Genomic DNA, 13,080 nt, shown 5'->3' on the forward strand with positions numbered 1-13,080 from the left:
CGGGACGAGGGTACGGACGTGGGACGAATCCGTACAGATCGGGCGGCGTGGCGTCGCGCGGTGTCCCGGTGGCGGCGGCGTCGCGAGCCCGCGGGTCCCGCGGCCGAGCGGGTGAGGTCGACGCGCGGGGCGGCGGTGACCGGCGGCCGGACCCATCCGGACCGCCCGTCGCGCCGAACGGCGGTCATGGACCTCCTCACGCTCGCGCTGATCGGACTGGTCGGCGGCCTCATCACCGGGATCTCGCCGTGCATCCTGCCGGTGCTGCCCGTCATCTTCTTCTCGGGCGGCGTGCAGAGCGCCCGCGGCGGCGGGGGTGGGGCCGGGCCCGCTGTCGTGCGGACGCCCGCGCTCGCCGGGCTGCAGGTCGGGGCGATGGCCCAGCCGTCGTTCGGGACGGGCGCCGGGGCGGCGGTCGCCGGGCGCGTCGCGGGGGCGTCGGCCGCGGTCGACCGCACGGGGGACGACGGCGTCGGCGCGACGGGTGACGGCGCTGCCGGCGCGCGTCCCCGGCGCGGCCTCACGAGCGAGGCGTGGCGTCCGTACCTCGTCATCGCGGGCCTCGTCACGAGCTTCACGCTGTTCACCCTGCTCGGGTCGTTCGTGCTCGCGCTGCTCGACCTGCCGCAGGACCTGCTGCGCTGGGCGGGCATCGTCGTGCTCGCGCTGCTCGGCGTCGGGCTGCTCGTCCCGCGGTTCGAGGAGATCCTCGAGCGGCCGTTCCAGCGGTTCGCCCCCCGGAAGAACCGCACCGCCAACCGCAGCGGCTTCCTGCTCGGCCTCGGCCTCGGCGCGGTCTACGTGCCGTGCGCCGGGCCGGTGCTGGCCGCGATCACGGTGGCCGGCGCGACGGGCGACATCGGCGTCGGCACGGTCGTGCTCACGGTGTCCTTCGCGCTCGGCGCCGCGCTGCCGCTGCTCGTCTTCGCGCTCGCGGGCCGCCGCGTCGCCGAGCGGGTCAAGGCGTTCCGCGAGCACCAGCGCGGCATCCGCGCCACAGGCGGTGTGCTCATGCTCGCGCTGGCCCTCGCGCTGACGTTCAACGTCACCGACGCGATCCAGCGCGCCCTGCCCGGGTACACCGAGGCGCTCCAGGACCGGGTCGCCGCGAACGAGACCGTGCAGCAGCAGCTCGACCTCGGCGGCCTCGTGACCGCGGAGAACGAGCAGCTCGCGAACTGCACCGACGGCGCGACCGAGCTCGAGGAGTGCGGACCCGCACCGGCGCTGCGCGGCATCGACACGTGGCTCAACACCGAGGGCGGCGCGCCGCTCGACCTCGCCGACCTGAAGGGCCAGGTCGTGCTGCTCGACTTCTGGGCCTACTCCTGCATCAACTGCCAGCGCTCCGTCCCGCACGTCGTCGCGTGGGACGAGGCGTACCGCGACGCGGGGCTCCAGGTCATCGGGGTGCACACGCCCGAGTACGCGTTCGAGCGCGAGACGCGCAACGTGGTCGACGGCGCCGAGCGGCTCGGCATCGAGTACGCGATCGCGCAGGACAACGCGTACGGCACGTGGACCGCGTACCGGAACCGCTACTGGCCCGCGCACTACCTCATCGACGCGGACGGCGTCGTCCGGCACATCTCGCAGGGCGAGGGCAACTACGAGGCGACCGAGGCGATGATCCGCGAGCTGCTCGAGGACGCCGACCCGGGCGTCGCCCTGCCGGCGCCGACCGACGTCGTCGACACGACGCCCGAGGCCGAGGGCATCACGCCCGAGACGTTCCTCAGCGTCGGCAAGCGGTTCAACTTCGGCGGCGAGGAGTACCAGGAGGGCATCGGGACGTACACGTTCCCGGACCGCCAGCCCGCGGACTCGTTCGCGTTCGACGGCGAGTGGACGACCGACTACCAGGCAGCCACCGCGGGCGCCGACGCGCGGCTGCGGCTGAGGTTCACCGCGAACGACGTGTTCCTCGTGCTCGGCGGGGAGGGCACGGTGCACGCGACCGTGCGCGACGAGGAGGGCCGGGTCGTCGAGGAGCGGGACGTCGAGGTCGCGGGGGCGCCGACGCTCTACCCGCTGCTCGAGTCCGCCGACGGGCCCGTCACCGGGACCGTGGAGGTCGAGGTGCCCGCGGGGCTCGCGGCGTACTCGTTCACCTTCGGGTGACCGGGGCGCCGGGGACGCGCAGGGCGCCCGGCACGTGCGGCCGGGTTCCCGGCTGCGGCGTGCTCCGGACAGCGGCGTCCTCCGGACAGCGGTGAGCGGGCCGGCGTGGTCGTGGACCGCGCCGGCCCGCTCGTCGTCCGTCCGCAGCCCGGCCGCCTGCGCTCGACCGGCTGCGGTTCGACGGCTGCGGCGCGACGCCTACGGCTCGACGACGACCCCGCGCCAGAACGCGACGTGGTTCGTGATCTCCTTCGCCGCGTCCTTGGGGTCCGGGTACGCCCACGCGACGTCCTTGGCCTCGGGGCCCGCGTCGGCGACGGACCAGTAGCTCGCCACGCCCTTCCAGGGGCACGTCGTGTGGGTGTCGGTCGCCTCGAGCAGCTCCCAGTCGACCGACTCGGGCGGGAAGTAGTGGTTGCCCTCGACGACGACGGTGGCGTCGCTCTCGGCGAGGGTCTGTCCGTTGAAGGTTGCGCGCATGGGGCCAGCATGCGCCCGGTCCCGCCGTCCGACAACGGGACGACGACCGCCCCGGTGTGGCCGACGTCGCACCGGCGGCACGGCGACCCGGGATCGACGTCCTGCCGGCGCGGTGCGCGGGCGGCGATGATGGTCCGGTGCCCACGCAGCCAGCCGACGACGAGCTCGAGCTCATCCGCCAGTCCGGCGCCGCGCTGCGCGTCGGGCGCCTGAGCCTGTCCGCCGGCACCGGCTCCTACCGCGTCAAGGCGTCGATGGCGCGCGTCGCCCGGGCGCTGGGCGTCGACCGCCACGAGGCGCACGTGACGCTCACCGAGATCACGACGACCTCGCACCGCGGCAGCAGCTTCCGCACCGAGGTCGCCGAGGTCCGCACGATCGGCATCAACGCCGACCGGCTGTCCCGCCTCGAGGTCCTCGCGTCGCGGCTCGAGGCCGACGCCGAGCGGGGCCGGCTCGCGACGGTCGACGAGGTGAACACCGCGCTCGACGACATCGCGTCGCGCCCCCCGCTGTACCCGGCGCTGCTCAACGCGCTGTGGTCGGCCGTCGCGTGCGCGGCGTTCGCGTTCCTCAACAACGCCGGCCCCGTCGAGATCGTCGCTGTGGCGTTCGGCGCGGGGCTCGGCCAGCTCGTCCGGCGCGCGCTGCTGCACCGGGGCTTCAACCAGTTCGGGGTGACGATGCTCGCCGCCGCGACGGCGTGCGTCGGGTACCTCGCGTTCGTCGAGGTGCTGTTCGAGCTCGGCGCGACGGAGGCCCACCACCAGGCCGGGTACGTCTCCGCGGTGCTGTTCCTCATCCCCGGCTTCGCGCTCGTGACCGGCGCGCTCGACCTCGCGCGGCTCGACTTCTCCGCGGGGACGGCCCGCCTCGTGCACGCGCTCATGCTGCTGACGTCGGCCGCGCTCGCGCTGTGGGGCGTGTCGGAGGTCGTCGGGCTCTCGCCGGACCCGGTCGCGCCGATGGCGCTCGACCCGGGCGTCCTGCTCCTGCTGCGGTTCGCCGCAAGCTTCCTCGGGGTGCTCGGCTTCGCGCTCATGTTCAACAGCCCGTGGCCCATGGCGCTCGGCGCGGCGACCGTCGGGATGGTCGCGAACGTGCTGCGGCTCGTCCTGGTCGACTCCGGGGTCGTCGCGCAGGCGTCGGCCGCCGCCGCGTGCCTCGTCGTCGGGCTGCTCGCGGCCGTCGTCGCGCCCCGGCTGCACGTCCCGCGCATCACGATCTCGGTGCCGGCCGTCGTCATCATGGTCCCGGGCGTCACCGCCTACCGCGCCGTCTTCCACCTCTCCAACGGCGAGACGACCGACGCGCTCGTGTACGCCGTGCAGGCGGGGCTCGTCGTGGTGTCGATCTCGATCGGGCTCGCGGTCGCGCGGATGCTGACCGACCGGACGTGGGCGTACGAGCGCTGAGCGACGTGCCGCGGCGCCGGCCGGCGCGGGCCCCGGCGGCGCCCGGGGGCGGAGCGGGGCGGTTGTCCGGAAGGCGCTCCGCGGGTGCTCGGCGGGTGCTCAGCGGCGGCTCGGCGGGCCCGTCCTCACCGCTTTGCCGCGCACCGAGCCGGGCAGGTACCCTGTGCGAGCCTGGAGACGTCGCATAGCCAGGTCTAGTGCGCGACCCTGCTAAGGTCGTGAAGGGGCAACCCTTCCGTGGGTTCAAATCCCACCGTCTCCGCTTCTGATCGGCCCCGGACCACGCGGTCCGGGGCCGATCTGCGTCCCGGGCACCGCCCGCCGCTCAGCCGTGCGCGGCGGTGCGGAACCCGGCGGGCGGTGCCGAGACCCACAGGCACAGCATGAGCAGCGCCCACAGGGCCGCGGCGTGGTTCTCCCCGGCGTCGTGGCGGCGGAGCAGGTCGGCGACCGCCGCGGTGTCGACGACGCCCGCGTCGGCCAGCACCGCGGGGGTCAGCGTGTCGTGCAGCAGCGGGCGCAGGCCCCCGCGCAGCCAGCGCCCGAGCGGCACCGTGAACCCCTGCTTGGGCCGGTCGACGAGCGCGGGCGGCACGCGGCGGTGCAGGAGCTCGCGCAGCAGCGACTTGCCCACGAGCAGCTCGGGGGGCAGGCGCAGCGAGAACTCGACGACGCGGTGGTCGAGCAGCGGCGCGCGCGTCTCGAGGCTCACGGACATCGCGGCCCGGTCGACCTTCGTCAGGAGCTGGTCCGGCAGGTAGCCCGTGAGGTCGCTGACCATGGAGCGGTGCCGGAGCGCCACGTCGCCGAGGTGCCACGGCCCGCCCGGGTACGGCGGGACGGGACCGCCGGTCATCCGCGCGACGGTCCGCGGGCTCGTCACCGCGAGCAGGGTGCGCGCGACGTCGGGCGCGGACATCCCGGCGATCCGCGCGATGCGCCGGACCGACGGGGGGAGCCGGTGCGCGACCGCCTGGGCGGCCCCCCCGACGGGCGCGAGAGCCCGCGCCGGCGCGGCGTACCGGCCGAGCTTGTCGTAGCGCTCGTAGCCGCCGAACGTCTCGTCGCCCCCGTCGCCCGTGAGGCACACCGTGACGACGCGCCGCGCGCTCGCGGCCACGAGGCGCGTGGGCAGCGCGCTCGCGTCGGCGAACGGCTCGCCGTAGATCTGCGGGAGCTCGGGCACGAGCGCGAGCGCCGCCGACTCGTCGAGGTGCAGCGCGTGGTGCTCGGTGCCGAGGTGCTGCGCGACGAGGGCCGCGTGGGGGCTCTCGTCGTGCACCGCGTCGGTGAAGCCGACGGTGAACGTGCGCACCGGGCGCTGCGCCGTCTCCGTCATCAGGGCCGTGACCAGCGAGGAGTCGATGCCCCCGGACAGGAACGCGCCGACCGGGACGTCCGCGACGACCTGCCCGCGCACGGCCCGGCCGAGCAGGCCGTCGAGCGTGTCGAGCGCCTCGGCGCGGTCGATCTGCAGCCGCGGTGCCGCGAGGTGGTCCTCGGGCCGCCAGTACGGCTCGACCTCGACCCGGTCGTCGCGCAGACGGAGCACGTGTGCCGGGGGGACCTTGCGGATCGCGGCGCGGATGGTCCACGGCGACGGCACGTTCCGGAACGCCAGGAACAGGCGCACGGCGTCGTGGTCGAGGTCGGTCGGCACCCACGGCAGCCCGGCGAGCGCCGCGATCTCGGAGGCGAACGCGAACCGGCCGCCGACGTGCGCGTAGTAGAGCGGCTTCTCGCCGATCCGGTCGCGCACCAGGGTCAGCATGCGGTCGTCGCGGTCCCACACCGCGAACGCGAACATCCCGACGAGCCGCTCGACGCACGCCTCGCCCCACTCGACGAACGCCGCGAGGACGACCTCGCTGTCGGTGCGGGACCGGAACACGTGGCCGCGCCCGACGAGCTCCGCGCGGAGCTCGTCGTGGTTGTAGATCTCGCCGTTGAACGTCAGGACGTACCGGCCGCTCGGGCTGAGCATGGGCTGGTGGCCGGCGGGGGTCAGGTCGACGACGGAGAGCCGCCGGTGCCCCAGGACCACGCCCGGCCCGGCCCACGTGCCGCTGTCGTCGGGACCTCGGTGCGCGAGGCGCACGAGTGCGGCGTCGAGGTCCTCCGCGACGGCGCCCTGCGCCAGCACGCCAGCGATACCGCACATGCGTCGCCCCCCCGGGCTGGTCCTCGACCGCAGCGAAATCCACCATAGCGGGACGAATCACCCACCTCGGCGGGTCGTCCGGGGTGAAGTCACGATCCGAGACGGGGCACGGCGCCCGGGTGCGGGCGCCGTGCCGGAGCCTCACGCCACGTCGAAGAAGCGGCGCGTCGCGGGCAGCCGCCGCAGCACGAACCGGTCGAGCAGCAGCACGACGAGCAGCGACGCCCCGAACAGCGGCAGCGCCACGCCGAGGACCACGACCGCGACGGCCAGCAGCGGCGTCGCGCGCAGCGGGAGGGTGCCGCGCGGCGCGCCGGCCCGGCCCTGGCCACGCGGCCGGCGGCGCCACCACATGAGCGGCCCGGTCACGCACATCACGACGACGGCGACGCAGAACGCCGCGGTCAGCACCAGGTTGGGCGTGCCGAAGCGCCGGCCCTCGTGCAGCGCGATGCCCTGCGCGACCGTCTTGGCCAGCGCGGGGTAGTCGTCGTACCCGTACTGCGACACGACCGTCCCGCCGAACCGGTCGACGTGCACCGAGCGCTCCCGGCCCGGGTCGTCGAACGCGTACCCGATCACGCTGAGCACCCCGTTCTCGTCGCGCGGCAGGGCGACGGTCATCGGGTGCGCGAGCCCCTCCTGCGCGGCCAGCAGCAGCGCGGTGTCGACCGTGGCGACCGAGCGGGTCGGCGCGTCCGGGTCGCTCGTCGGGACGGGGCTCCTGCCCTGCGCCCACGGGACCTCGTGGGTGTGCGGGAGCGACTCGTCGAGCGTCGAGACCGGGTCGGACAGCGCGCCGTGGTCCTGGCTCCACATCGACGTGCCGGCGCGCGTCGCGAGCGACTGCACGTTCGCCCCCCAGATCCCGGTCCACGGCAGGCCGCTGACGACGAGCATCAGCAGGCCGCCGCCGACGAACGCGCCCGTCCAGGCGTGCGTGGTGCGCAACCGGGCCTGCCCGGTGCCGGCGCGGCGCTTGCGGGCCCGCGCGTGCCGCCCGCGCCAGAACAGGTAGTAGCCCGAGAGGGCCATGACGATCGCCCAGCACGCCCCGAGCTCGAGGACCGCGTCGCCGACCGCGCCGGCCATGAGGTCCGCGTGCAGCCGCACCGCGGTCCCGCTGAGCGTCGTGTCGGGGTTCAGGTCGCCGAGGATCTTCCCGGTCCAGGGGTCGACGAACACGTCGAGCGGCGTCCCCGCGGCGGTCTCGAGCGAGAACCGCAGCGGGTCGGTCTCGGTCGCCGGCTCGGTCATCGACACCACGGTCGCGTCCGGGTACGTCGCCGCGACGCCGATCCGGTAGGGCTCGAACCCGGCGAGCTGCGCGCCCTCCGGGGGTGCGTCGACCCGCAGGAGCTCGGGGTGCAGCGCGGGCTCGAGCTGGAAGCGGAACAGGTAGATCAGGCCGGTCACGGCCAGCACGAGCACGACGGGGATCACGAGGAACGACGCGTAGAAGTGCCAGCGCCAGAACGCGCGGAACAGCCCGCCGCGCGGGCGCGGGGCCGCGGGGGCGGTGGGCGTCGTGCCGCCCGGGGCGGCGGGTGGCTCGGGTGGGGCGAGGGTCGGGTCGTCGACAGCGGGCATGCGGGATCTCCGGGGGAGCGACGGGGCGCCGGGAGGCGGTGGGCAGGGCGGGATCGCCTGGAGTCGGTTGCGCGGGCGCACCCGCCCGGCGTGGTGACGGCCGGGGCAGGAGGACGCGCGACGTCGAGTCGTCCGGGAGACGACGCGCGACGCGACGACGGAGGCGGTCAGCCCTGCGGGGGACCTCGCCGGCACACGCCTCCCGCGGCGACGAGCGGGGGCTGGCCGGCGTCGAGCTGCCAGCCCGGCGACGGGGCGACGCGGTCAGCGAGCGTGGGCGCCCCGGCGCGGGGCAGGTCGCGCAGGGTGGCCCACGCCCAGAGCCGGGCGAGCAGGGCGTCGCCGTGCGCCAGCACGAGCGCGGTCAGCACGGTCGCGACGACGTGCCCGAGCAGCATCGGGAGGCCGGTGTGGTGGTCGGGTCCGGCGGCGGAGGCGACGTCGGTGGCCGAGGCGTGCGAGGCGTGCCCGTCGCCGTGCGGGCCGGCTCCGTGCGCGACGTGCGCCGTCATGACGCCGCCGTGGCCGGTGGCGTGCGCGGCGCCCGCGGTCGCCGGTGCGCCGGCGGTGCCGAGACTCAGCGCCTGGTGCAGGCCGAGCTCGAGCAGGCCGAGCGCGGTGGTGAGCGCCCCGGGACCCCACGTGCGGCGGGCCAGGACCGCGGCGACGGGCAGCACCGCGAGCCAGAGCAGCAGCACGGTTCCGAGCGCCGGGACGCGCCCGCCGCCGGACGCATGGGCACCGGCCGCGAGGAGCACGGCGAGCAGCGCGAAGACGGCGGCGCGGGCCACGCGCACGCGGCCGCGCCACGGGCTGCTCATCTGGCGAACGCTAGACCGCCGAGCACCCGCAGCAGAGCGAGCCGAAACGTTACGCAGATCGTCCCGCTCACAACGGCGGCCCTGTGCGGCCCAGGAGTAGGCGGTGCCCGCACGGACGCTCGGTTTGGGTCACGGCGCTCGGGCGGGTATCCTCCTACACGGCCCGCAAAGGCCACGCGCCCGTAGCTCAATGGATAGAGCATCTGACTACGGATCAGAAGGTTGGGGGTTCGAGTCCCTTCGGGCGCACAGCACATCACGAAGGCCGGCACCGTCACGGTGCCGGCCTTCGTCGTTCCGGGGGAGCCGGGCTCGCGTCGTCCGGGCGCCCGGCGGCGCCGGCCGTCAGAACCCCGTCGGCTCCCGCGGCGTGTACGGGGCCTCGAGGGTGCGGACCTCGTCGTCGGTGAGCTCGACGTCGAGCGCCTCGACCGCGTCCGCGAGGTGGTGCGGCTTCGTCGGGCCGACGATCGGGGCGTCGACCACCGGGTTGCGCAGGACCCACGCGAGCGCGACCTGCGCCATCGGGATGCCGCGACCCTCGGCGACCTGCTGCACCGCGTCGACGACCGCCCGGTCGCCGTCCCCGAAGAACCGCTGCCCGACGGGGTCGTTCGTGAAGCGCGTCGTGCTCTCCCCGAACGGCCGCGCGAGCCGGCCCTTGGCGAGCGGGCTCCACGGCAGGGCGCCGACGCCCTGGTGCGCGAGGAGCCCGAACATCTCCCGCTCCTCCTCGCGCTGCATGAGGCTGTACTGGTCCTGCATCGACACGAAGCGGGTCCACCCGCCGAGGTCGGCGGCGTGCTGCATCGTCGCGAGCTGCCACGCGTACATCGAGGACGCCCCGATGTACCGGGCCTTGCCGGCCTTCACGACGTCGTGCAGCGCCTCCATCGTCTCCTCGACCGGGGTCTCGGGGTCGAAGCGGTGGATCTGGTAGAGGTCGACGTAGTCGGTCCCGAGCCGCGTGAGGGACGCGTCGACCTGCTCCAGGATCGCCTTGCGCGAGAGGCCCTGGCCGCCCGGGCCGTCGTGCATCCGGAAGAACACCTTGGTCGCCAGGACCAGGTCCTCGCGGCGGGTGTACCGCCGGATCGCGCGCCCGACGATCTCCTCGGAGCTGCCGTCGCTGTAGACGTTCGCGGTGTCCCAGAACGTGATGCCGAGGTCGAGCGCCTGCCGGAAGACCGGCTCGGCCGCGTCGTCGTCGAGCGTCCAGGCGTTGGTGCCGCGGGACGGCTCGCCGAAGCTCATGCAGCCGAGCGCGATGCGGCTGACCCGGAGGCCCGAGGTGCCGAGGCGGGTGTGCTCCACGTGCTGCTCCGTCCGTCGTGGGGGCCGGGCGCGGGCCGTGACCGTCCGCGCCGGCGGTGCGTCCGTCCTACCGGACGTCGCCCGCGCCGCGCGAGCGGTACGCGGTCCAGACCGTGTACAGGCCGAGCGCGACGACGACCGCGCCGAGCCCGCCGATGACCCAGTTCCAGACGCTCGCGTCGCCCGAGGAGAGCGCGTCGTACTGGAAGCCGATGACGACGGCGCCGAGGACCGCGCGGTAGGTGCCGGTCCACCACCAGCGCTCCTGCGTCGGCGGCTGCGGCTCGTCCGGCTCGGGGGTCGTCTCGGGGGAGGGCTGCACGGAGGACATGCGCCCAGGGTCCCACGGCGGGGACCGCCGACCGTGACGGCGGGGACCTGCGGACCGGCGCCGTCTCGCCGATGATGGAGGGGTGACGGACACACCGGCGCTCAGCGGGCAGCTCCTGGTGGCGCGCTCGCGCTTGTCCGACCCGAGCTTCCACCGGGCCGTCGTGCTGCTGCTCGACCACGGCGACGAGGGCGCGTTCGGCGTCGTGCTCAACCGGCCCGTGCCCGTCGACGTGGACGTCGTGCTGCCCGCGTGGCAGGACGCCGTCGCCGAGCCCGCGGTCCTGTTCCAGGGCGGTCCGGTCGGGCTGGACGGCGCCCTCGGCGTGGCCGTGGCCCCGGTCGGCGCGGCCCTGCCCTCGACGGTCGACCGGATGGTCGGGCCGTTCGGGCTCGTCGACCTCGACTCGGACCCGGCGGACCTCGTGGGGCGCGTCACGGGCGTCCGGGTGTTCGCGGGCCACTCGGGCTGGGGTGCGGGGCAGCTCGAGGAGGAGATCGAGGAGGGCGCCTGGTTCGTCGTGCCGGCCGAGGCGGACGACGCGATGACGTCCGAGCCCGACGACCTGTGGCGGCGCGTGCTGCGCCGGCAGGGCGGCGACCTGGCGATCGTGTCGACGTTCGCGGAGGACGCGAGCCTGAACTAGCGGGACGGGTCGCGCCCGCGCGGACGAGCGTCCCCGCCCCGAGCCGCAGGGCGCGTCGTTCCCGAGCCGGACGCGCGACGGCGCCCGCCGACCGGAGTGGTCGACGGGCGCCGTCGGGCACGCGCCGGGGTGGCCGCGCGTGGCCGCGTGGTCGCGCGGTCCCGCGGTCAGGACAGCGAGGCGTCCGACGTCGCGAGCACCGGGTAGTCGACGTAGCCGCCCTCGTCGCCGCCGTAGAACGTCGCGACGTCCGGCTCGTTGAGCTCGGCGCCCGTGCGGAGCCGGTCGACGAGGTCGGGGTTCGCGAGGGCCCAGGTGCCGACCGTCACGACGTCCGCGATCCCGGTCTCGAGGTCCTTCACGCGGGTCGCGAGGTCGGCGCCGCCGCGGTTCACCAGGAGCGAGCCGGGCCACGCGGCACGGATCGAGGCCAGCAGGTCCTCGTCGCCCGCGTGCAGCACGTGCAGGTAGGCCAGGCCGAGCGGCGCGAGCGCGTCGACGAGCGGGCCGTAGACCTCGTGCGTCTGCGTCTCGACGATGTCGTTGTACGGGTTCCCGGGGGAGATCCGGATGCCGGTGCGCTCCGCGCCGATCTCCTCGGCGACGGCCGTGGCGACCTCGACGACGAAGCGGATGCGGTTCTCGACGCTGCCGCCGTACTGGTCCGTGCGGTGGTTGGTGTTGTCCGCGAGGAACTGGTGCAGCAGGTAGCCGTTGGCGGAGTGCAGCTCGACGCCGTCAGCCCCGGCGGCGATCGCCCGGGCGGCGGCGGCCCGGAAGTCCTGCACGGTCGCGGCGACCTCGTCGGTCGTGAGCGCGCGCGGCTCGGGCATCGGCTGCGGGCCGGTGGCCGTGAACATGACGCCCTCGGCGGCGACCGCGGACGGCGCGACGAGCTGCCGGTGGTGCGGGGTGTTGTCGGGGTGCCCGACGCGCCCGACGTGCATGAGCTGGACGACGAGGTGGCCGCCCGCGGCGTGCACGGCGTCGGTCACGAGCCGCCAGCCGGCGACCTGCGCGTCGGTGTGCAGACCGGGCGTCAGCAGATAGCCCTGACCGTCCTCGGACGGCTGCGTGCCCTCGGTGATGAGCAGGCCGAGCGACGCGCGCTGCGCGTAGTACGTGGCGTTGAGCTCGGTCGGCACGCCCTCGGGCGTCGCGCGGTCGCGCGTCATCGGGGCCATCGCGAGGCGGTGGGTCAGCGCGAGGCCGCCCACGGTCACGGGCTGCCACAGCGGGCTGTCCGCCGAGGTCGCGTCGTGCACGGGGGTCGAGGTCGTGGAGGTCATGGCGTGCTCCCAGGTCGGTCGTCCAGTTACCTGTTCGGACAGGTAAACGGGTCCAACCCGCATCTCGGTCAGGACATTCCCGGCCGTCCGAGGTTACCGAGCGGTAGTCTGCTGCTCGAGCAGGGAAGCGCCTGCGCCGACGCCGAGGAGGGGTCGCGATGGAGAGCTCGCTGCGGATGCCGAGCGCGGCGGCGACCGGCCCGGCCAGCCACGCGGTGTTCCGCGTCGCGCGACTGCACCGGATGCTCGCCGGCGCGCTGCTCCGGGAGATCGGGCTGCACCCCGGTCAGGAGCTCGTGATGATGCAGCTCTGGGACGCGGGGCCGCAGCGCCCGGCCGACCTGGTCCACGCGCTCGACTCCGACACCGCGACGATGACCCGGACCGTCCAGCGGCTCGAGCGCGCGGGCTTCGTGCGGCGCACCCCGTCGCCGACCGACCGACGCGCGGTGATCGTCGAGGCCACGCCGGCGAGCCAGGGGCTGCGCGAGAAGGTCGAGGTGCTCTGGGGGCGGCTCGAGGGATACACGCTCGACGGCCTGGCCGACGGCGAGCGCGCGCAGGTGCTCGACGCGCTCGCGGTGCTCGAGCGCAACCTGGAGGTCGCGACGTCGGAGCAGTGCGCGTTCCGGGTGGCGGCGCCGCGGGGGTGACCCCAGCGCTCGGTCAGTCCCAGAACGGGGGCAGGTCGTCCTCGTCGAGGGAGCTGGTCGGGGGGATGTCGGTCATCTGGCTCATGTCCACACTCTCGGCAGTGCATCGCCGCGACTGAGGGGACCAAAGGCCTGGACAGGGGGTGAGACCGGGCCGGTACGGGAGGCGGCGGGCCGGGAGCGGGCTCGGGGCCGACGGGGTGCTCGACCGCGTCGCGCGTCCCGGTGCTGGTGAGAGCCGCTGTCCGGGCGTCGGAGC

11 protein-coding genes and 2 tRNA genes are annotated in these 13,080 nt (G+C 75.1%); 6 read left to right on the plus strand and 7 right to left on the minus strand.

The annotated features are described in order from the left end of the window. The first annotated feature begins 186 nt into the window (after window positions 1-186). On the plus strand, window positions 187-2,121 hold the full coding sequence (locus CCE01nite_RS08145; protein ID WP_034628816.1) for a cytochrome c biogenesis protein DipZ: 1,935 nt from the start codon (window positions 187-189) through the stop codon (window positions 2,119-2,121). Window positions 2,122-2,319: 198 nt separating this feature from the next. Here the strand turns inward: CCE01nite_RS08145 and CCE01nite_RS08150 are convergent, their stop codons facing one another. Then, window positions 2,320-2,601, minus strand: coding sequence for a DUF427 domain-containing protein (locus CCE01nite_RS08150; RefSeq protein WP_034628813.1), 282 nt, complete (start codon window positions 2,599-2,601; stop codon window positions 2,320-2,322). 137 nt (window positions 2,602-2,738) lie between these two features. Between CCE01nite_RS08150 and CCE01nite_RS08155 the strand changes: the two genes are divergently transcribed. Continuing rightward, window positions 2,739-4,016 carry a threonine/serine exporter family protein gene (locus CCE01nite_RS08155; protein WP_034628851.1) on the plus strand — a complete coding sequence of 426 codons (1,278 nt, stop codon included), beginning with the start codon at window positions 2,739-2,741 and terminating at the stop codon, window positions 4,014-4,016. Window positions 4,017-4,189: 173 nt separating this feature from the next. After that, window positions 4,190-4,278, plus strand: a tRNA-Ser gene (locus CCE01nite_RS08160). 63 nt (window positions 4,279-4,341) lie between these two features. Here the strand turns inward: CCE01nite_RS08160 and asnB are convergent. From asnB to CCE01nite_RS08175, 3 genes are all read right to left on the minus strand, one after another. After that, on the minus strand, window positions 4,342-6,177 hold the full coding sequence (gene asnB / locus CCE01nite_RS08165; protein WP_084142620.1) for an asparagine synthase (glutamine-hydrolyzing): 1,836 nt from the start codon (window positions 6,175-6,177) through the stop codon (window positions 4,342-4,344). Window positions 6,178-6,318: 141 nt separating this feature from the next. Beyond that, a complete protein-coding gene (locus CCE01nite_RS08170) occupies window positions 6,319-7,767 on the minus strand; it encodes a PepSY-associated TM helix domain-containing protein (protein ID WP_084142619.1) in 1,449 nt (482 codons plus the stop codon). Between the two features lie 167 nt (window positions 7,768-7,934). Continuing rightward, window positions 7,935-8,588 (minus strand): hypothetical protein, encoded by a 654-nt coding sequence (locus CCE01nite_RS08175; RefSeq protein WP_034628810.1) that lies wholly within the window; start codon window positions 8,586-8,588, stop codon window positions 7,935-7,937. 176 nt (window positions 8,589-8,764) lie between these two features. On the opposite strand from CCE01nite_RS08175, the gene CCE01nite_RS08180 reads away from it, so the two are divergent. After that, a tRNA-Arg gene (locus tag CCE01nite_RS08180) sits at window positions 8,765-8,837 on the plus strand. Between the two features lie 96 nt (window positions 8,838-8,933). Here the strand turns inward: CCE01nite_RS08180 and CCE01nite_RS08185 are convergent. Continuing rightward, the gene (locus tag CCE01nite_RS08185) at window positions 8,934-9,902 is read right to left on the minus strand and encodes an aldo/keto reductase (protein WP_034628808.1); all 969 of its coding nucleotides are present in this window, start codon (window positions 9,900-9,902) and stop codon (window positions 8,934-8,936) included. Window positions 9,903-9,969: 67 nt separating this feature from the next. After that, entirely contained in the window at window positions 9,970-10,233 is a 264-nt protein-coding gene (locus CCE01nite_RS08190) for a hypothetical protein (RefSeq protein WP_034628806.1), read from the minus strand. Window positions 10,234-10,315: 82 nt separating this feature from the next. Between CCE01nite_RS08190 and CCE01nite_RS08195 the strand changes: the two genes are divergently transcribed. Continuing rightward, window positions 10,316-10,879: a YqgE/AlgH family protein gene (locus tag CCE01nite_RS08195; RefSeq protein ID WP_034628804.1), complete on the plus strand. Its 564-nt coding sequence runs from the start codon at window positions 10,316-10,318 to the stop codon at window positions 10,877-10,879. A 167-nt stretch (window positions 10,880-11,046) separates the two neighbouring features. Here CCE01nite_RS08195 and CCE01nite_RS08200 read toward each other — a convergent pair whose 3' ends face one another. Further along, on the minus strand, window positions 11,047-12,168 hold the full coding sequence (locus tag CCE01nite_RS08200) for an alkene reductase (protein WP_052104009.1): 1,122 nt from the start codon (window positions 12,166-12,168) through the stop codon (window positions 11,047-11,049). Window positions 12,169-12,326: 158 nt separating this feature from the next. On the opposite strand from CCE01nite_RS08200, the gene CCE01nite_RS08205 reads away from it, so the two are divergent. Continuing rightward, the gene (locus CCE01nite_RS08205; RefSeq protein ID WP_034628801.1) at window positions 12,327-12,821 is read left to right on the plus strand and encodes a MarR family winged helix-turn-helix transcriptional regulator; all 495 of its coding nucleotides are present in this window, start codon (window positions 12,327-12,329) and stop codon (window positions 12,819-12,821) included. Window positions 12,822-13,080 lie beyond the last annotated feature (259 nt).

This window comes from Cellulomonas cellasea (assembly GCF_006538745.1).
GTDB classification, from domain to species: Bacteria; Actinomycetota; Actinomycetes; order Actinomycetales; family Cellulomonadaceae; genus Cellulomonas_A; species Cellulomonas_A cellasea.